The organism is Faecalibacterium gallinarum (genome assembly GCF_022180365.1).
In the GTDB taxonomy this organism is placed as follows: Bacteria; Bacillota; Clostridia; order Oscillospirales; family Ruminococcaceae; genus Faecalibacterium; species Faecalibacterium gallinarum.
The window spans coordinates 42,532-61,918 of record NZ_BQKV01000018.1 but is presented as its reverse complement, the minus strand read 5'-3'; the positions used below and the strand labels follow the sequence as shown (position 1 = coordinate 61,918).

The 19,387-nt window shown below is 62.3% G+C and carries 16 protein-coding genes and 1 tRNA gene; 12 read left to right on the top strand and 5 right to left on the bottom strand.

Annotation, left to right across the window (positions count from 1 at the left end; translation table 11 throughout):
* Window positions 1-4 precede the first annotated feature (4 nt).
* The gene (spoIVA, locus tag JCM17207_RS02125) at window positions 5-1,486 is read left to right on the top strand and encodes a stage IV sporulation protein A (protein WP_238315955.1); all 1,482 of its coding nucleotides are present in this window, start codon (window positions 5-7) and stop codon (window positions 1,484-1,486) included.
* 73 nt (window positions 1,487-1,559) lie between these two features.
* Here spoIVA and JCM17207_RS02120 read toward each other — a convergent pair whose 3' ends face one another.
* The gene (locus JCM17207_RS02120; protein ID WP_238315954.1) at window positions 1,560-2,111 is read right to left on the bottom strand and encodes a DUF4364 family protein; all 552 of its coding nucleotides are present in this window, start codon (window positions 2,109-2,111) and stop codon (window positions 1,560-1,562) included.
* Between the two features lie 131 nt (window positions 2,112-2,242).
* On the bottom strand, window positions 2,243-3,178 hold the full coding sequence (locus tag JCM17207_RS02115; protein WP_238315953.1) for a S1 RNA-binding domain-containing protein: 936 nt from the start codon (window positions 3,176-3,178) through the stop codon (window positions 2,243-2,245).
* A 230-nt stretch (window positions 3,179-3,408) separates the two neighbouring features.
* Between JCM17207_RS02115 and JCM17207_RS02110 the strand changes: the two genes are divergently transcribed.
* From JCM17207_RS02110 to JCM17207_RS02085, 6 genes are all read left to right on the top strand, one after another.
* On the top strand, window positions 3,409-3,600 hold the full coding sequence (locus tag JCM17207_RS02110) for a DUF951 domain-containing protein (RefSeq protein ID WP_238315952.1): 192 nt from the start codon (window positions 3,409-3,411) through the stop codon (window positions 3,598-3,600).
* A 94-nt stretch (window positions 3,601-3,694) separates the two neighbouring features.
* On the top strand, window positions 3,695-4,762 hold the full coding sequence (gene prfA / locus JCM17207_RS02105) for a peptide chain release factor 1 (RefSeq protein ID WP_373871907.1): 1,068 nt from the start codon (window positions 3,695-3,697) through the stop codon (window positions 4,760-4,762).
* Window positions 4,763-4,787: 25 nt separating this feature from the next.
* Window positions 4,788-5,813 (top strand): L-threonylcarbamoyladenylate synthase, encoded by a 1,026-nt coding sequence (locus JCM17207_RS02100; RefSeq protein ID WP_238315950.1) that lies wholly within the window; start codon window positions 4,788-4,790, stop codon window positions 5,811-5,813.
* The gene (gene coaE, locus JCM17207_RS02095) at window positions 5,810-6,445 is read left to right on the top strand and encodes a dephospho-CoA kinase (RefSeq protein ID WP_238315949.1); all 636 of its coding nucleotides are present in this window, start codon (window positions 5,810-5,812) and stop codon (window positions 6,443-6,445) included. The genes JCM17207_RS02100 and coaE overlap by 4 nt, the downstream gene beginning before the upstream one ends.
* A complete protein-coding gene (locus JCM17207_RS02090; RefSeq protein ID WP_238315948.1) occupies window positions 6,442-7,005 on the top strand; it encodes a lytic transglycosylase domain-containing protein in 564 nt (187 codons plus the stop codon). The genes coaE and JCM17207_RS02090 overlap by 4 nt, the downstream gene beginning before the upstream one ends.
* A gap of 32 nt (window positions 7,006-7,037) precedes the next feature.
* Window positions 7,038-8,432: an aminopeptidase gene (locus JCM17207_RS02085; RefSeq protein ID WP_238315947.1), complete on the top strand. Its 1,395-nt coding sequence runs from the start codon at window positions 7,038-7,040 to the stop codon at window positions 8,430-8,432.
* Window positions 8,433-8,508: 76 nt separating this feature from the next.
* Here the strand turns inward: JCM17207_RS02085 and JCM17207_RS02080 are convergent, their stop codons facing one another.
* Window positions 8,509-9,300: a polysaccharide deacetylase family protein gene (locus JCM17207_RS02080; RefSeq protein WP_238315946.1), complete on the bottom strand. Its 792-nt coding sequence runs from the start codon at window positions 9,298-9,300 to the stop codon at window positions 8,509-8,511.
* A gap of 209 nt (window positions 9,301-9,509) precedes the next feature.
* Here JCM17207_RS02080 and JCM17207_RS02075 point away from each other — a divergent pair.
* Both JCM17207_RS02075 and aspS read left to right on the top strand, forming a co-directional pair.
* A tRNA-Leu gene (locus JCM17207_RS02075) sits at window positions 9,510-9,592 on the top strand.
* 172 nt (window positions 9,593-9,764) lie between these two features.
* On the top strand, window positions 9,765-11,099 hold the full coding sequence (gene aspS / locus JCM17207_RS02070; protein ID WP_238315945.1) for an aspartate--tRNA(Asn) ligase: 1,335 nt from the start codon (window positions 9,765-9,767) through the stop codon (window positions 11,097-11,099).
* Between the two features lie 523 nt (window positions 11,100-11,622).
* Here the strand turns inward: aspS and pheT are convergent.
* Window positions 11,623-14,031, bottom strand: coding sequence for a phenylalanine--tRNA ligase subunit beta (gene pheT, locus JCM17207_RS02065; protein WP_238315944.1), 2,409 nt, complete (start codon window positions 14,029-14,031; stop codon window positions 11,623-11,625).
* Between the two features lie 18 nt (window positions 14,032-14,049).
* Window positions 14,050-15,072 (bottom strand): phenylalanine--tRNA ligase subunit alpha, encoded by a 1,023-nt coding sequence (gene pheS, locus JCM17207_RS02060; RefSeq protein WP_238315943.1) that lies wholly within the window; start codon window positions 15,070-15,072, stop codon window positions 14,050-14,052.
* Between the two features lie 786 nt (window positions 15,073-15,858).
* Between pheS and JCM17207_RS02055 the strand changes: the two genes are divergently transcribed.
* From JCM17207_RS02055 to spoIVB, 3 genes are all read left to right on the top strand, one after another.
* The gene (locus JCM17207_RS02055; protein ID WP_238315942.1) at window positions 15,859-16,146 is read left to right on the top strand and encodes a co-chaperone GroES; all 288 of its coding nucleotides are present in this window, start codon (window positions 15,859-15,861) and stop codon (window positions 16,144-16,146) included.
* Window positions 16,147-16,216: 70 nt separating this feature from the next.
* Window positions 16,217-17,857, top strand: a complete 1,641-nt coding sequence (gene groL, locus JCM17207_RS02050; RefSeq protein ID WP_238315941.1) for a chaperonin GroEL — start codon at window positions 16,217-16,219, stop codon at window positions 17,855-17,857.
* 226 nt (window positions 17,858-18,083) lie between these two features.
* A complete protein-coding gene (spoIVB, locus tag JCM17207_RS02045; protein ID WP_238315940.1) occupies window positions 18,084-19,310 on the top strand; it encodes a SpoIVB peptidase in 1,227 nt (408 codons plus the stop codon).
* The last annotated feature ends 77 nt before the right edge of the window (window positions 19,311-19,387 follow it).

Sequence of the window (19,387 nt, the reverse complement as noted above, 5' to 3'; positions counted from 1 at the left end):
AACATTGGAAAATACGGCGCTGTATCGGGAGATTGGCGCGCGCACCGGCGGCGATATCTACATCGGGGTTGTGGGGCCGGTGCGCAGCGGCAAGAGCACCTTCATCAAGCGGTTTATGGAAGAGCTGGTTCTCCCCGGCATCGGGAACGCCGCCGCCCGGGCCCGGGCCCGGGACGAGTTGCCCCAGTCCGCCGCGGGGCGGACCATCATGACCACCGAGCCCAAGTTCATCCCGGAGTCGGCGGTTCCCCTCCAGCTGGAGGGCGGGGGCGAGTGCCGGGTTCGGCTGATCGACTGCGTGGGCTATATGGTGGAGGGCGCCATGGGCCACGAGGAAAACGAGAAACCCCGGATGGTCAAGAGCCCCTGGTTTGAGGAGGAGATCCCCTTTGACCAGGCGGCGGAGACCGGCACCCAGAAGGTGATTTATGAGCACTCCACCATCGGGATCGTGGTTACCACCGACGGCACCGTCAGCGATATCCCCCGGGAGAGCTACGCCAAAACCGAGCAGCGGGTCATCGGTGAGCTGGAATCCCTGGGCAAACCCTTTATTATTCTGCTCAACAGCACCCGCCCCGATGCACCCGAGACCCTTCAGCTGGCCGCCGGGATGGAGCGGGACTACGGCCGGTCGGTTCTGCCGGTGAGCTGTGTGGATCTGGACGCCGCCCAGCTGGGCAAGATCTTGGAGACGGTGCTCTATGAGTTCCCGGTGAAGGAGCTGGATTTCGCCCTGCCCCGGTGGGTCACCATGCTGGACAGCGGCCACTGGCTCCAGAGCGCGGTCTACGATGCCGCCCTGAAATTTGCTGAGAAGATCACCCGGATGAAGGACTTGCAGGGCACCGAAGGGGCCGAGGCCCTGGAATGTGACGCGGTCCAGCGCTCGGTGGTGGGGTCCATGGACCTGGCCGAGGGCAGCGTCCGGGTGACGGTGGAGCTGAAACCGGAGGTGTTCTACCAGGTGCTCAGCGAGCAGACCGGCCTGGAGATCGGGGACGAGGCGGGGCTGATGCCCTGCATCATCGAGCTGGCCCGGGCCCGGCGGGAGTACGACAAGATCCGCAGCGCCCTGGAACAGGTGGAGGCCACCGGCTACGGCATCGTCATGCCCACCATCAACGAGCTGCACCTGGAACAACCCGAGATCGTCCGCCAGGGGGGCCGGTACGGGGTCCGGCTCCAGGCCAGCGCCCCCTCCATCCACATGATGCGGGCGGAGATCCGCACCGAGATCAACCCCATTGTGGGGACGGAGAAACAGAGCGAGGACCTGGTCAAGAGCCTGCTGGGGGATTTCGAGGAGGACCCGGTGAAGATCTGGGAGTCCAATATCTTCGGCAAAAGCCTCCACGAGCTGGTCAACGAGGGCTTGCAGGGCAAACTGCTCCATATGCCCCAGGAGGCCCGGGCCCGGCTCCAGGATACTCTGGAGCGGGTGATCAACGACGGCTGCACCGGCCTGATCTGTATCCTGTTGTGAAAGGCCCCTGAAAAAAGAGCGCCGCCTGCGTTTTGTAAAACGCGGGCGGCGCTTTTGTCGGTGTTTTGGGGGGTTAGGATTCTTCTTCGGTCAGCTTGTTGATCAGCAGCTGGTAAATCTCGTTGCCCCGGAGGATGAACCGTTTCTTGACCAGTTCGGCGGTCATCTTGTCGGGCATGGTCAGTTGCAAACAGAACAGCTCCTCGTTCAGCCCGTTGACGGTGCAGCGGATGACGCAGTGGCCGTCCTCTTTCTCGGTGATCCGGGCGCTGTACTCGGCGGTTTTGCGGGCCCAGACCTGGGCCTGCAATACGGCGGTGACGGCCCGCTCCCGGACGCTCCGGGGCAGATCGTACCCCAGCTCCTGGGAGACCCGGCGGCCTTTTTCGGTGATGGCGTAGCGCTCGCCCTCCAGGCGGACCAGCTCCTGGCGGGTGATGTCGTCGAGACAGGAGCCGATCTCAAAGTAATTGACCAGCTGCTCCTCCATCAGTGCAGTCTCGATTTCCTGTCGGGTGAGGGGCCCGGCGTTCTGGATCAGATAGCACAGCAGCAGCCGGATCTCGGTGCTGCTGGTCAGCCCGCCGGGTTTGACCCCGGCGGTAAAAGCATCGTGTGCGGCCATATCCTTCACATCCTTTTTCGGCGGCTTATTTTAGAGGAGCCTCGGCTCCTTTCACAGGCAGAGAGAAGCCGCCCGCCTGCACAGGACAAGCGGACGGGCGTTCCCGTATCTGCTTTATAGTATAAAAGTTTTTAGGCCGGATTGCAAGCCGGACAATTAAATTCCGTTTCGATCCGTTTCCGGCTCTCCGGGGTGGAGTAGAGCCAGTGGTCCAGATGCCCCTCGGTGATAAAGTACCGCAGGTCGAACCGCAGGTTCTGGCCCAGGTTGTGGTTGACGATCACCAGCTTGATCTTCATCTTTTCGGGCAGGATGTTTTTGATGTACACGCTGACGGCCTGCCCGGGGTGGAGGTCGGGGCAGCTCTCGGCCAGCCCGGCCAGATTGGGGGCGATCTCGATGAAGGTGCCGTAGTCCTCCACGCTGCGGACGATCCCCACCACCGTTTCCCCGGTGGTAAAGGCGGCGGCGTTTTCGGCCCAGGTGCCCAGCAGCTCCCGGATGGTCAGCACGAACCGGCCCTGGGGGTCCCGGCTCTTGATGACACAGAGGATCTGCTGCCCCACGCTGACCCGGTCGGCGGGGGAGGAGATCCGGCTCACCGACATGCAGTCGATGGGCAATAGGGCGCTGATGCCGCAGCCCACGTCGCAGAAGGCCCCGAAGGGTTCGATGTGGGTGACGGTGCAGGGCAGGATGTCCCCGGGCTGGAGCTGGTCCAGATATTCCGCCTTGCACATCCGCTGGGCCTCGGCCCGGGACAGCTGGTAAACGGGCCGGCCGTCGGGGCCGGGATCCATGGATTCAATCACAAAACAGGTGGGGCGGCCCACCCGGGTCAGTACGGCGATGTCCCGCACCGCGCCATCCTCGGCGCCGTCGGCGCACTGGGAGAAGGGCATCACCGCCCGGGTTCCCCCGATCTCAAACCGCAGCTGCCGGTGGGTGTCAAAGGCCAGGGCCGTGCTCTGCAAGATTTCCCGGTTTGCGATGGCGGCCCGGAGCTCGGACTCAGTCAGACGGTCCGCGCTGCGGTAATTTTCTTCGGTTCGGAAGGTTTGCATCATGTTTCATTCCTCTTTCTGTCTGTTCTGTCGATTTGTTCCGCGGGCAGCCGGGCTGCCTGTCCCAAAGGGGAGAAATGCGGTTCCCTAAACGATATGCGCCGGGCTGGGCGGATATTTGCATTTTGAACGAATTTGGATTATACTAAATAAAGCTGCGGCCGCCTGCGGGGCGCGCCCCCGAACCGTCCGCAGTTTGCCCGCCGGAGTGCGGGCAGAAAGGAGTCCTGCCTATGGATATTGCGGTTGGAGATACCATCCAGACCCGGAAGAAGCACCCCTGCGGCGCCTGTAGTTTCGAGGTGCTGCGGGTGGGGATGGACTTCCGCATCCGCTGCACCGGCTGCGGGCGGGAGATCATGCTCCCCCGGGCCAAGATTGAGAAAAATATTAAAAAAGTGATCAAGCCGGCCGAAAACGGCTAGCTCCGCTCCTGTTTTGTACACGGTCCGCCGGGCCCCCAGGGCCTGACCCGCCGGCACATTCACCAGGAAAGGAGCATGTCCTTTGTTTGAACAGATGGAAGCCGCCTGCCGCCGGTTTGAAGAACTGGCCGAGCGGCTCAACCAGCCCGAAACTGCCGCCGATCCGGCGCTGTTTCGCCGGCTGATGCAGGAATACCACGACGCCCAGCCGGCCATCGAGGCATACCGCAGCTGGCAGACCGCCCGGGATCACCTGGAGCAGGCCCGGGCGCTGCTCCAGGACGATACCCTGGATGCGGAGTTTAGAGATATTGTACACCAAGAAATTTGCGAAAAACAGCAAAACATGGCAGAGCTGGAAAATATTCTCAAGATTGCGCTGCTGCCCAAGGATAAAAACGACGGCCGCGATGTGATTATGGAGATCCGCAGCGGCGCCGGCGGCGACGAGGCCGCCCTCTTTGCCCACAGCCTGTTCCGGATGTACAGCATGTATATCCAGAATAAAGGCTGGCAGATGGAGATTCTGAACCTCAGCGAGACCGAGCTGGGGGGCGCCAAAGAGGTGGTGTTCTCGGTCAGCGGGGCGGGGGTGTACAGCCGGCTCAAATACGAGAGCGGGGTGCACCGGGTCCAGCGGGTGCCCGAGACCGAGACGCAAGGGCGGATCCACACCTCTACCGCCACGGTGGCGGTGATGCCCCAGGCCGAAGAGGTGGAGGTCCAGCTGGATATGAAAGACCTGCGGATTGACACCTTTCGCTCATCCGGCGCGGGCGGCCAGCATATCAATAAAACGTCCAGCGCCATCCGAGTGACACATCTCCCCACCGGTATGGTGGTAGAATGTCAGAACGAGCGCAGCCAGTTCCAGAACAAAGACAAAGCCCTAGAGGTGCTGCGCAGCCGTCTGCTGGCCCAAAAGCAGCAGGCCCAGCAGGACGCCATCAACGCCAGCCGTCAGGGCCAGGTGGGCACAGGGGACCGGAGCGAGAAAATCCGCACCTACAATTTCCCCCAGGACCGCTGCACCGACCACCGCATCGGGCTGACGCTCCACAATCTGGACCGGATTATGGACGGCGGGTTGGACGATCTTCTGGACGAACTGGCCTGCCGGGAGCAGGCGGAAAAACTCAAACAACTAAACGGCCCGGCCTGACGGGCCAGAAAGTGGATCAGATATCATGAGCATAGAGACCATTTGCTGCGCAGCGGACGAGGCGGGCATTGCCCGGGCTGCCGCCCTTTTGCAGCAGGGGGAGATTGTGGCTCTGCCCACCGAGACGGTCTACGGCATCGCCGCCGACGCCCGGAACGGCGCGGCGGTGGCCAAGATCTTCGAGGCCAAGGGCCGCCCCCAGGATAACCCTTTGATCGTTCATATTGCCAGTGTGGAGATGCTGCCCGGTCTGGTGAGTGAGTTCCCCGAGCGGGCCCGGCTTCTGGCCGCGGCCTTCTGGCCCGGGCCTTTGACCATCATCATGCCCCGGGGGCCGGAGGTGGCGGCCGAGTGCTGCGCCGGGCTGGATACGGTGGGCATCCGGATGCCCAGCCACCCGGTGGTCCAGCGGCTGATCGCCGCCAGCGGCATCGCCTTTGCGGCCCCCTCGGCCAACCTCTCGGGCAAACCCAGCCCCACCAACGCCCAGGACGTCTGGAACGATATGCAGGGCCGTCTGCCCCTGATTCTGGACGGCGGCGAGTGCCAGGTGGGGGTGGAGTCCACCGTCGTTTCGGTGGTGGGCGAAAAGCCCACCCTCTTCCGCCCCGGCCATATCACCCTGGAGGACCTGGAGCGGGCCCTGGGGGAGGAGGTGGAAGTCTCCGGCGCCATTCTGGAACGCCTGGCAGAGGGCGAGGTGGCCCGCAGCCCCGGCATGAAGTATAAACACTACGCCCCCAAGGCGGATATCACCCTGCTGAACGGCAGTTTCGACCAGTTCAAAGCCTATCTCGAGGCCCACGCGGCGGAGCACCCGGCCTGCCTCTGCTTCACCGGCGAGGGGGAAAAGCTGGGGGTGCCCTACATTGAATACGGCAGGGAAGGGGACGGCGAGGACCAGGCCAAGCACCTGTTCCGGTGCCTGCGGGCCCTGGACGAACAGGGGGACCGGGTGGTTTACGCCCGCTGCCCCCAAAAAGACGGCCTTTCCATGGCGGTGTATAACCGCCTGATCCGGGCCGCCGCCTTCCGGGTGATCGACCTATGAGGACGGTAGGGATCACGGGCCGCAGCGGCTGCGGCAAATCCACTGTCACCGCCCTCTTTGTGGAGCGGGGGATTCCGGTAGCGGATGCCGACCAGATCTCCCGGGAGATTCTGCTGCCGGGCTCGCCGGTGCTGGAAAAACTGGCGGAGCGGTTTGGCCCGGATATTCTGGAGCCGGACACCGGGGCGTTGCGCCGCCGCCTGCTGGCGGATCGGGCTTTTGCCACCCCGGAGGGGAAAACCGCCCTGGACGAGATCACCCATCCGGAGATCATCCGCCGGGTGCGGGCGGCCCGCCAGGCGGCCCGGGAAGCCGGCAGCCCCCTCTTTGCCATCGACGGCGCGGTGATCGTGGGCACGGCCCTGGAGGCCGAGTGCGACGATCTGGTGGTGGTGACGGCCCCCTATGAAACCAGCGTGGAGCGGATCGCCCGGCGGGACGGCATCTCCCCCGAGATGGCCCGCCGCCGTCTGGACGCCCAAACCCCCGAAGATGTCCTGACCGCCCGGGCTTCCTTCCAGCTGGAAAATACCGGCACCCTGGAAACCCTGCGGCAGGTCGCCGGCCGGGTGCTGGACCAGCTTCTGGCCCGGGCCGCCGGGCAGAAAGGGGGCTCGGGTCGGTCGATTTGAAGCATTTTTTTAAGAGCGCCGCCCTGGTGCTGATCTTGACGCTGGTGATTGTCCAGCTGCCCCAGATCCTCCGCCAGGTACAGGAATGGCGCTACCCCCGGTGCTACGCCGCCGAGGTGGAGGGCTGGGCCGCTGCCTATGACCTGGACCCGCTGCTGATTTATAGCTTTATCCACACCGAGAGCAGCTTCGACCCCGAGGCCGAGTCCAGTGTGGGGGCCCGGGGCCTCATGCAGATGACCGAGGAAACTTTCTACTGGATCAAGAGCAAAATCGCGCCGGACGAGGCGCTGAACTTTGACAGCCTCTATGACCCCGATTGCAGCATCCGGTTTGGAGCGTATTATCTAAAGCTCTGCCTGGAGCGGTACGGGGGAGACATCGCCACCGCGGCGGCGGCCTATCACAGCGGCTGGGGCACCGTGGATGCCCTGCTGGAAAATGGGCAGTACACCCGGGACGGCACCATCCTGGCCGAGTTTCCTTACACCCAGATGGCCCACTATGTCCAGAAAATTCTGGAACGTTATCAATGCTATACAGAGCTTTACGGCTCTTGAATAGGAATATGAGAGAATACGAGGTAAAAACAATGAGCGAATTGACTGAAAAAGCAAAAGAGCTTATGTATGAGCCCGCCTATGCCGGCGACAAGGACGCCGCCGCCCGTCAGGCTGCATCCGAGTTCAGCGAGGGTTACAAGACCTTCCTGGACGAGGGCAAGACCGAGCGCGAGGTGGCCGACTACTGCGAGAAGGAGCTGGTGAAGGCCGGCTACCAGAAGTTTGACGACCGCAAGACCTACGCCCCCGGCGACAAGGTCTATCTGATCCACCAGGGCAAAGCGGTGCTCTGCGCCACCATCGGCAGCCGCTCCCTCGAGGACGGCTTCCGTCTGGTGATCGCCCACTCCGACTGCCCCCGTCTGGACCTGCGCCCCAATCCCCTGTACGAGGCGGGCCACTTCAGCTACCTGAAGACCCACTACTACGGCGGCATCCGCAAGTACCAGTGGGTCACCCTGCCCCTGGCCATCCACGGCGTGTTCACCCGTGCCGACGGCAGCTCGGTGACCGTCCGGATCGGTGAGGAGCCGGGCGATCCCGTCTTCTGCATCACCGACCTGCTGCCCCATCTGGGCCAGGAGCAGGGCGAGCGTCCCCTGAAGGACGGCATCAAGGGTGAGGAGCTGAACGTCCTGATCGGTTCCGAGGCGGTGGCCGACGACCAGATCAAGGAGAAGGTCAAGCTGAACACCATGCTGCTGCTGAACGAGAAGTACGGCATCACCGAGAAGGACTTTGTCCGGGCTGAGATCGAGGTTGTCCCCGCCCACAAGGCCCAGGATGTGGGCTTCGACCGCTCCATGGTGGGCGGCTACGGCCACGACGACCGTGTGGACGGCTATGCCGGCCTGCGGGCAGAGATCGAGTGCAAGAACCCCGCCTACACCACCGTCTGCGTCCTGGCCGACAAGGAGGAGATCGGCAGCGAGGGTGTCACCGGCATGAACAGCATGTTCACCTTCCACTTCCTGCAGCAGCTCTGCGCCTGCCAGAAGGCCGACTCCATCCGCGCCTTCCAGAACAGCGTCTGCCTGTCGGCCGACGTTACCGCTGCCTACGATCCCACCTGGGCCAGCGCCTTCGAGCCCCAGAACGGCACCTACGCAGGCCGCGGCGTGGCCATCTTCAAGTACACCGGCAGCCGCGGCAAGTCTGGCGCCAGCGACGCTTCCGCCGAGCTGGTGGGCCGCGTCACCCGGATGATGGACGAGGCCGGCATCTCCTGGCAGATCGGCGAGATGGGCCGGATCGACCTGGGCGGCGGCGGCACCGTCGCAAAGTACGTGGCACACCAGGGCATCGAGGTCCTGGACATCGGCGTGCCCGTCCTGTCCATGCACTCTCCCTTTGAGGTCATCCACAAGATGGACCTATACATGGCCTACCGCACCTTCTGCACCTTCTTTGCAGACGGCCAGTAATTAACCTGATAAAAGCCCGCAGACCGGACGCGAAAAGCGTTCTGGCCTGCGGGCTTTTGCTGTTTTGCTGCCCTTGTTATTTCTCGTACAGCTGCTCTACGGTGCAGAACTCATAGCCCTGTTCTTTATACCAGCCGATGATGTCCGGCAGGGCCTCGGGGGTGGTGGAGGTGGTGGCCGAGTCGTGGAGCAGCACCACGCAGACGCTCTGGCCGTTGGTGCTCTTGACCACATTTTTAAAGATCTCCCCGGGGCTCAGTTTTTCCCCGGCGGCGTCCTCGCCGCAGACGTTCCAGTCCACCCACTGATAGCCTTTTTCCTCGGCCTGGGCTTTCAGCTCCTTCATAATCCCCGCGCCGCCGTATTTGCGGCTGACGGTGTTGGTGCTGCCGCCGGGGAACCGCAGGTAGGTCAGGCCGTCCGGGTCCACATAAGGGGAGAGCCGCTCCCGCAAAAGGTCGATGTCCTCCCAGTAAGCCGCCGGGCTAGAGTAGATGGCGCTGTAATCGTGGGAGGCGGAGTGGAGGGCGATCTGGTGCCCGGCCTCGCGGGCCTGGCGGACCAGGGGCAGATACTCGTCGTTGTATCCGGTGGCGATCACAAAAAAGGTGGCCGGGACGCCGTACCGTTCCAGCACTTCCAGCACAGCGGGAGTGTTTTTGCTGGGGCCGTCGTCAAAGGTCAGACAGACCAGCTTTTGGCTTGCGTGGGTGGAGTCGGCCCCGGTGGTGGCGGCAGCTTGCCGGGCGGGTTCGGCCCCTGCGAAGTGGGTGTCCGGGTCTTGGGTCAGGTCCTCCAAACGGCACCCGGCCGCAGTGACGGAGGGCCAGAGCTGGCCGGACAAAAAACCCAGGGAAAAAGCCAGCATAAGACAGAGGGAAAGCGAGCGCAGGCGGTTCCCTATGTAAGGGGAGCGTAAAAAGAGCATGGAGCGGCCTCCTTGAAAATCGTTTTTTGGTTATAAGATATGATTGGTAAAAAAATCTATGAAAATGGAATTCCGTGCTTGACTTTTCAGGGGGGATATGGTATTATACTTGAGCAGTTCGCCGAGCGGTTCAAAACCGCGGCAGATATGCGAGGGTGGCGGAACTGGCAGACGCGCACGTTTGAGGTGCGTGTGGGTAACCTTGGGGGTTCAAATCCCCTCCCTCGCACCACAGAGAACGGCCTTGCAGCAGAGATGCAGCAGGGCCGTTCCTTTTTTGTTCCATAGCGGCAGGGGACAGGCCCCAAATGCCCGCCGGGCCTGCAAAATCCTGCCGCTTCTATTGATTTTGACCCGAAATGAAGTATAATAAATAGGATAACAGGCATACGAGGAGGATTTCTATGAATCGTACCTATATTTCGGACGCGCTGAAGGCGATCGACAGCACCGTCAAAGTGCAGGGCTTTATCGAGAACCTGCGCAACAGCAAGGCGATGGCCTTTATTGTCCTCAAGGATATCACCGGCAAACTCCAGATCACTGTGGAGAAGGCCGATCATCCCGAGCTGGTGGATACCATCGACCAGCTGACCCCCGATTCGGTGATCACCGTGGTGGGCAAGGTGATGGCCAACGACTACGTCAAGATGGGCGGCGTGGAGATGGTCCCGTCGGAGATCAAGATCGAGAGCATTGCGGCGCCGCTGCCCATCGTCCGCAAGGCGATTGCGGCCACCAAGAAAAAGAAGGCCGTGGAGCGCTCCAGCATCGACCAGCGGATCGACTACCGCTGGGTGGATCTGCGCACCGATGAGAACCAGCTGATGTTCAAGGCCCAGAGCGTTATGGTCAACGCCATGCGCCAGTTCCTGCTGAACAAGAACTTCATCGAGATCCACACCCCCAAGCTGATCGCCACCGCCAGCGAGAGCGGCGCCGATGTCTTTAAGGTGGATTACTTCGACCGGGACGCTTACCTGGCCCAGAGCCCCCAGTTCTATAAGCAGATGGCCATGGCCAGCGGCTTCGAGCGGATCTTCGAGGTGGGCCCCGTGTTCCGCGCTGAGAAGTCCTTCACCTCCAAGCACACCACCGAGTTCTCCGGCTTCGACCTGGAGTTCAGCTATATCGAGTCCTACCGTGACGTTATGCACATGGAGGAGGAGCTGCTGAAGGCTGCCCTCCAGGCGGTGAAGGACGCTTACGGCGACCAGATCAAGGAGACCTTCGGCCTGGAGGTTGTGGTCCCTGAGACTCCCTTCCCGGTGGTTACTCTGGCCGAGCTGTACAAGGGCCTGGAGGAGGACTTCGGCTACACGGTGGACGAGTCCGAGAAGGGCGACCTGACCACCGACGCCGAGCGTCTGAGCTACGAGTGGGTCAAGAAGCACTATAACCATGAGTTCCTCTTCGTCACCGATTACTCTGCCGAGAAGCGCGCTTTCTACCACATGCGGGATGAGAACGGCGTGCCCCAGGGCTACGACCTGATCTGGCGCGGGGTGGAGATCACCACCGGCGCCCAGCGCGAGCACCGCTACGAGGTGCTGAAAAAGCAGGCCGAGGAGAAGGGTCTGGGAGAGGACGTCAAGTTCTATCTGGAGTTCTTCGAGTACGGCTGCCCGCCCCACGGCGGCTTCGGCCTGGGCATCGACCGGCTGACCATGCTGCTGGTGGGCCTTGGCATCAAAGAGGCTATGTTCCTCTTCCGCGGCCCCAACCGTCTGACCCCGTAATTTCAACCGCGCCGTAGCTTTGTGTGAACCGCGAAGCCCGCGCCGCGACAGCTGTAGGCGCTGCGGGCCGTTCGGCTCATAACCACGGTTGCCCCCAATTGAACAAGACAAAAGCCCTGCTATACCGGACACGCCCGGCGGCAGGGCTTTTTATTCGCGCCGTAACTTTGTGCGAACCGCAAAGCTCATGCCGCGACAGCTTTAGGTGCTTGAGGGCCAGTAGGTCTTTGTCTGCAATTTGATATTATGATATAAAATGCAAAAAAGCTCTGCTGGCCGAATGGTCAGCAGAGCTTAAAGTTTTCGCAGAACGGGCGTGATGGCCCGCTCTTCGTTACAGTACGGATGAACCGCTGCCGTGGAATGAGGTTTGCACGAGCCCCCAAAACCTTACGGCTTGCAGCTCCTACCGCTGTCGCGGAATAGGGTTTGTACGAGCCCCGAAACCTTACGGGCCGCAGTACCTACAACTGTCGCGACATGGGCGTTATGGTTCGCACAAAGTTACGGCGCGGATGAAAAATTAGCGCATTTCGATGCCCATCTTGAATTTCAGGTTGCCCAGAATCTTCTTGACGGCGCGCTCGGCCTGGTCGGCGCTCAGCTCCGCGTTGGGATCGGCCAGCACCAGGGAGAAGGCCATGCTCTTTTTGCCCTCGCCCAGGTTCTTGCCGCGGTAGATGTCGAAGAGCTTGACCTCGGTCACCAGGGGGCTGGCGGTGCGGATGGTCTCCTCGATCTCCCCGCAGGTAACCGCCTCGTCGCAGACCAGGGCCAGGTCACGCTTGACCGGTGCATAGGGGCTCAGGGGCTTGTACCGCAGCTCGCCCTCGATGCAGCCCACCAGGGCGGCATAGTTCAGCTCGGCCAGGTAGATGTTCTGGCTGTCCTTCTCGTCCTTGGCGATCTTCAGCTCGGCGTTGATCTCGTTGGCCAGCTTGCCGAACACGCCGATCCGCACGCCCTTGCAGTATACTGCGGCGCTGATGCCGGGGTGGAGCCAGGGGGTGGACTCCTTGACGTAGGAGAAGCTCAGCCCCAGAGCGGCGCCCAGGGCCTCGATGGCGCCCTTGATGGTGAAGAAATCCTCCTCGGGGCCGAAGGCGCCGAGGCAGAGGGTCTGGCGCTCCTCGGGCATCTCGGTCAGGGGCAGGCTCTTGGCCAGGTAGACCGGGGCCATTTCGAACAGACGGCCGGCGCTGTTGCCCTTCTTGAGGTTGTCCACGATGACGTTCAGCATGGAGGGGGCCAGCAGGGTCCGCATGATGGAGAGGTTCTCGCTGATGGGGTTCAGGATCCGGATGGCCTGGCGTGCGGCATCGTCGGCGGGCAGGTGGAGCATATCCAGCTCTGCCTGGGAGTAGAATGCCAGGGTAGAGGCCTCATAGAAGCCCTGACCGGCCAGCAGCCGCTTGACTTTCAGGGTCCGCTTCTGGTCGGGGTTCAGGCCGCCGTTGGTGACGGCAGCGGTTTTCAGGAAGGTGGGGACAATGTGGTCGTAGCCGTACTCCCGGATGACCTCCTCGGCCAGGTCGGGGTAGCCCTCCACGTCCTCGCGGTAGAGGGGAACGCTGACTTTCCACTCCTCACCGGAGGCATCCACCGTGAAGTCCAGCCGGGTCAGGATGTCGATCATCTCCTGGGCGGGAACCTCGATGCCCAGCACGCCGCAGATCTTGGCGGGGGTGGTGGTGATGACCTTCCGCTCCAGGGGGCCGCCGCTGAGGCAGTCGAACTCCAGGCTGGTGATGTCGCCGCAGTCCAGCTGCTGGATCAGGTGCAGTGCGCGGGCCAGGCCCAGCTCGGGGGAGTAGCGGTCCACGCCCTTTTCGTACCGGGCCGAGGAGTCGCTGGACTGGCCCAGAGCGCGGCTGGTCTTGCGGACGGAATCCCGGGCGAAGGTGGCGCACTCGAACAGCAGGCTGGTGGTGTGCTCGTCCATGCCGGAGTTTGCGCCGCCCATGACGCCCGCCAGGGCCACCGGCTTCTCGGCGTCGCAGATGACCAGGTTGTTCTCGGTCAGAGTGAACTCCTTCTCGTCCAGGGTGACGATCTTCTCGCCGGGGTGAGCGCGGCGGACGGTGATGCTCCGGCCGGCCACCTTGTTCAGGTCGAAGGCGTGCATGGGCTGGCCGATCTCCAGCAGGGTGTGGTTGGTGATATCCACCACGTTGCTGATGGACCGCAGGCCGCAGAGGGCCAGGTGACGCTTCATCCAGCGGGGGGACTCGCCCATCCGGATGTTGCGGACGTAGTGGGCCATATACCGGGGGCAGAGGTCGGGGGCCAGCACCTGGACCGAGATGGGCTCGTCGGGCTCCAGCGCCACGGTGTAGTCGGTGGCGGGCATCTTGAGGGGCTTGTGGAGCACAGCGGCCACCTCGCGGGCGATGCCCAGCACCGACTGGCAGTCGGGCCGGTTGGCGGTGATGGAGATGTCGAAGATATAGTCGTCCAGCCCCACCACCTTGCAGATGTCCTCGCCGGGGACGGTGTCCTCGGGCAGGATCAAAAGGCCGTACACCTCGGAACCGGGGTAGAGGTCGTCGTTCAGGCCCAGCTCTTCGCCGGAGCAGAGCATGCCGTGGGACTCCACACCCTGCATCACCCGGGTCTTGATCTGGATGCCGCCGGGCAGGGTAGAGCCGTCCAGGGCGGCGGGGACATGGGCCCCCACAAAGATATTGTCGGCGCCGGTGCTGATCCGGATCTCGTGGCCGTACTCGCCGCAGTCCACCACACACTTGCTCAGGTGGGTGCCCTCCTGCTTTTCGATCTCGGTGATCTTGCCCACCACAACCTTGTCGATGCCGGCGGACAGGTCGATCAGCTCCTCCACCTCAAAGCCACAGGAGAACAGCTTTTCTTCCAGTTCCTGTGCCGTCACGTCGATGTCGACGAATTCTTTTAACCAGCTGAAAGGTACTTTCATCTTATTCTATCCTCCTTGTTACTCCTGGAACTGCTTCAGGAACCGCAGATCGTTCTCGAACATCAGGCCGATGTTGTTGATGCCGTACTTCAGCATGGCGATCCGCTCGATGCCGATGCCGAAAGCGATGCCGGAATACTCGTCCGGGTCGATGCCGCAGTTTTCCAGAACCTTGCGGTTGACGACGCCGCCGCCCAGAACCTCGATCCAGCCGGTGTGCTTGCAGAGGCTGCATCCCTTGCCGTGGCACTCAAAGCAGCTCACGTCCACCTCGACGCTGGGCTCGGTGAAGGGGAAATAGGAGGGGCGCAGCCGGGTGCGGACCTCGCTGCCGAACAGCTGCTGGACGAAGGAGTCCAGCATGCCCTGCAAATCGCAGAGGGTGATGCCCTTGTCGACCACCAGGCCCTCCATCTGATGGAACATGGGGCTGTGGGTGGCGTCCGAGTCAGAGCGGAAGACGCGGCCCGGCACCAGAACCTTGATGGGGGGCTTCTTGGCGTCCATGGTGCGGATCTGGCCGGTGGAGGTCTGGGTCCGCAGCAGCAGCTCGTCGCTCAGATAGAAGGTGTCCTGCATATCCCGGGCGGGGTGATCCTTGGGGACGTTCAGCCGGGTGAAGCAGTGGTCGTCGTCCTCGATCTCGGGGCCCTCGTAGATCTCAAAGCCCATCCCCGAGAAGGTGTCGATGATCTGGTTGCGCACCAGGGTCAGGGGGTGCAGCGCACCCATGGGGCGGACCTTGGCGGGCAAGGTGATGTCCACCGCCTCGGCGGCGTTCCGGGCGGCCAGCTCGGCCTGGTTGACCCGGTCGGCTGCGGCGTCGTAGTCGGCCTGGACCTTCTGCTTCAGCTCGTTGATGACCTTGCCCATGGCGGGGCGCTCCTCGGGCGCGACGGTGCGCAGGTTCTTCATCAGGGCGGCGATCTTGCCGTTCTTGCTCAGATATTCCTGCCAGAAGGAAGCCAGCGTTTCCTTGGAGGAAACCTGTGCCAGGCTTTCCCCAGCCTGTTTTGCCAGCTCGTCGATGATTGCTTGCATAGATGTTTTCTCCTTCTTCAAAAATTGTAACATGCGGGGGGCGGCCCCCTGCGCGTAAAGCACGGATCAAAAAAGGCCCCGTCCCTCAGCCGGCAGACTGCCAGCCAAGGGACGAAGCCTTGTCAAATGCTCCGTGGTACCACCCGGTTTCCGCCCCGTCAAAGTAGACTGGGGGCGGCGCTCAAACGCCTCTAACGGGGGCAAACCGTCCCGCACTACTGGGCATCGCTGCCGTTCCCGCGGGCCGCTCGGGAGCGAACTTCCTGCGCTGCTGCATCCGGGGGCCCTTTCAGCCGGTGAAGCCCCTCTCTGGTACTGTGCATACGGCGCGTACTTTCTCCGTCGCTGCGTTTTGCGTATTCAGGTTTGTAACAAAGCCTATGTTACCACACTTCGCCGCGGTTTTCAAGCGGGGATCGCTTTCTTGTGGGCGGGCAGGGGAGAAAAAGCCCTTTCGCGGGGGCTTTCCCTCGCCGTCGCGCCTTGGGGGAAAGGGCCTGAAACCATCCCTCCTTTCCTTAAAAATGGCCCAGTCGAACCGACAAAACGAAAAAACCGGACAAAAACAACGCAGACAAGATAAAATTTTAAAATGTTACGAAATTGAAAATTTTTCAGATAAATTTGCCCAAAGGTCTTGATTTTTCCATCCGAGATGAGTACAATACTCTTAGCACTCAGGCAAACGGAGTGCTAAACAAAAAATCCGGCGCAGCAGGCCGGCGGCCGCGCTGCCCGCACAACTAAGTTACAGTTTAATTCTTTCATTATAGGAGGGCAAGAATTATGAAGATCATTCCTCTTGCAGACCGTGTTGTCATCAAAACCGTTGAGGCCGAGGAGACCACCAAGAGCGGCATCATCCTGACCGGCAGCGCCAAAGAGAAGCCCCAGGTGGCCGAGGTTCTGGCTGTGGGTCCCGGCGGCCTGGTGGATGGCAAGACAGTCGAGATGCTGGTCAAGGTGGGCGACAAGGTGCTCACCAGCAAGTATTCCGGCACCGAGGTCAAGGTGGACGGCGAGGAGTGCACCATCGTCCGCCAGAGCGATATTCTGGCCGTGGTCGAGGATTGATTCCCCTCTGCGATTGCCGCAAAATGAGAGATTTTACCGTTTGACAGTTTGATAGAAGGAGCGATGCTTTATGGCTAAACAGATTAAGAAGGGCGAGGACGCCCGCAAGGCTCTCTGCGCTGGTATCGACGCTCTGGCCGATACCGTCAAGATCACCCTGGGCCCCAAGGGCCGCAATGTGGTGCTGTCCAAGAAGTTCGGCGCCCCGGTCATCACCAACGACGGTGTGACCATCGCCAAGGAGATCGAGCTCAAGGACGAGTTCGAGAACATGGGCGCCCAGCTGGTGCGTGAGGTCGCTACCAAGACCAACGACGCCGCAGGCGACGGCACCACCACCGCCACCGTCCTGGCCCAGGCCATGGTCACCGAGGGTATGAAGAACGTCACCGCCGGCGCCAACCCCATGGACATCCGCCGCGGCATGAGCAAGGCCGTGGCCGCCGCTGTGGAGGCCATCAAGGCCAACAGCCAGAAGGTCAAGGACTCCAACGACATCGCCCGGGTCGGCACTATTTCTGCCGGTGATCCCGAGATCGGCCGCCTGATTGCCGAGGCTATGGAGAAGGTTACCTCCGACGGCGTCATCACCATCGAGGAGAACAAGACCACCGCCGAGACCTACAATGAGATCGTCGAGGGCATGCAGTTTGACCGCGGCTACCTGACCCCCTATATGGTCACCGATACCGAGAAGATGGAGGCCGTCCTGGACGACGCCGCCGTCCTCATCACCGATAAGAAGATCAGCGTCATCCAGGACCTGCTGCCTCTGCTGGAGCAGGTGGTCCAGAACGGCATGAAGCTGCTGATCATCGCCGAGGACATCGAGGGCGAGGCTCTGTCCACCCTGATCGTCAACCGTCTGCGCGGCACCTTCACCGTGGTGGCTGTCAAGGCTCCCGGCTTCGGCGACCGCCGCAAGGAGATGCTCCAGGATATCGCCATCCTGACCGGCGGCCAGGTCATCTCTTCTGACCTGGGCTATGAGCTGAAGGATGCCACCATCAATATGCTGGGCCATGCCCGCCAGGTCAAGGTCACCAAGGAGACCACCACCATCGTGGGCGGCTTCGGCGACAAGGACGCCATCAGCGCCCGTGTGGGCCAGATCCGCAACCAGATCGAGGTTGCCACCAGCGACTTCGACCGCGAGAAGCTGCAGGAGCGTCTGGCCAAGCTGGCCGGCGGCGTGGCTGTCATCAAGGTCGGCGCTGCCACCGAGGTCGAGATGAAGGACAAGAAGCTCCGCATCGAGGACGCTCTGAACGCTACCAAGGCAGCCGTTCAGGAGGGCGTTGTTGCCGGCGGCGGCACCGCTCCCATCAACGCCATCCCCGCTGTCCGCGCGCTCTGCGACACCCTGGAGGGTGACGAGCGCACCGGCGCCAAGATCGTCCTGAAGGCTCTGGAGGCTCCTCTGCGCCAGATCGCCAAGAACGCCGGCCTGGAGGGCAGCGTCATCATCGACAAGATCGTCTCTGCCAACAAGCCCAACTACGGCTTCGATGCCCAGAACGAGGTCTATGTGGAGGATATGATCGCCGCAGGCATCGTTGACCCCACCAAGGTCACCCGTTCCGCTCTGGAGAACGCCGCTTCTGTGGCTGAGATGGTTCTGACCACCGAGAGCCTGGTGGCCGATCTGCCGGAACCCCCGGCTCCCGCTGCTCCCGCTGGCGGTGATATGGGCATGGGCGGCATGTACTAAGCCGCAGCTCCCTTTTAAACGAATCTGTACAGGGCAGGGTCTCTTCGGAGGCCCTGCCTTTTCGTTTGCTTTTGAAAATAAAGCGCATGGGCGCGGCGTGTTCGCTCCATTTTCGGGCGGTTTCGGATGGCGGTGTTCGGGTGGCGGTGTTCGGGCGGGCTTAAATAATTTGTTTGATTCCGGCGCATACTAGCAGGGCAACTGACGAAAAAGGGGAGGATGCCTTGTGAACAAGAATCGCCGGAGACCCGCCCGTCCATGGGGGCGGGCGCTGGGGCTCTGTGCTGCGTATACCGCTACGGCAGCCCTTGCGGCTCTGGGGTGGCTTTACAGCAGCTTGCCGGAAAATGTATGTCTGGAACCGGGGCAGCCGCTGCAGCTGGCCCGGTTTGAATATATCGAACCCCTGGGCGCCTGGGGCAGCCAGAATGTGGCCAGCACCCGCGCGGTGGGCACCTATCAGGCCACCTTGTCCCTGGGCGGAATCCTGCCCATCAAAACCATCCGGGCGGTGGTTACCCCGCGGATGACGGTCACCGTCTGCGGCACCCCCTTTGGGGTCAAGATGTTCTCCGAAGGGGCGCTGATTGTGGGGTTCTCAGATCTCTCCACCTCCAGCGGCGGCACCGCCAACCCGGCCAAAGAGGCGGGGCTGCACATGGGCGACCGGGTAATCTGCATCGGAGACACCCAGACGGATAACAACGACGCCGTCAAAGCCGCTCTGGAAGCTGCGGGCGGACACCCCGTCACCGTGGTCTATGTGCGGGACGGCCGCCAGCTGGAAACCACCCTGACCCCTCTTTGGGATGAGAACGCCGGCGAATGGCGTGCCGGCATGTGGGTGCGGGACTCCTCCGCCGGGGTGGGTACCCTGACCTTTGTGGATGCGGAAAACGGCATCTTCGCCGGGCTGGGCCACTCCATCAGCGACGGGGATACCGGCCAGAGCATCGCCCTGCGCAGCGGCGAGATCGTCCCCTGTGAGATTGTGGGCTGTACCGCCGGGACTGCCGGCAGCCCGGGAGAGCTGAAAGGGCAGTTTGTCAGCGCCCATGCCATAGGCACCATCTGCATCAACGGTTCCAATGGCGTTTACGGCACCACCCGAACCTCCTTTGCGGGTACCTCCATGGAGGTGGCCTTTGCCCAGGAGGTGGAGGAAGGGGAGGCCGAAATCTGGACCACCATCTCCGGTGAGACCACCCACGCCTACACCGTCCAGATCGAGAAAATTTCGGACGCCGACCCGGTGCGGAATATGGTGATCCGGGTGACCGACCCGGAGCTGCTGGCCCAGACAGGGGGCATTGTGCAGGGGATGAGCGGCAGCCCCATCATCCAGAACGGCCGTTTGGTAGGGGCGGTGACCCATGTTCTGGTCAACGATCCCACTCGGGGCTATGGCATCTTCGCCGAGACCATGCTGGAAACAGCCGAAGGCATCGCTTAAATGGGGAGAGACGGGCGGGACGCCCCGCAGCCTTCGGGCTGCTGTACATAAATGCGCCGGATGCGGTGCATCGGGCG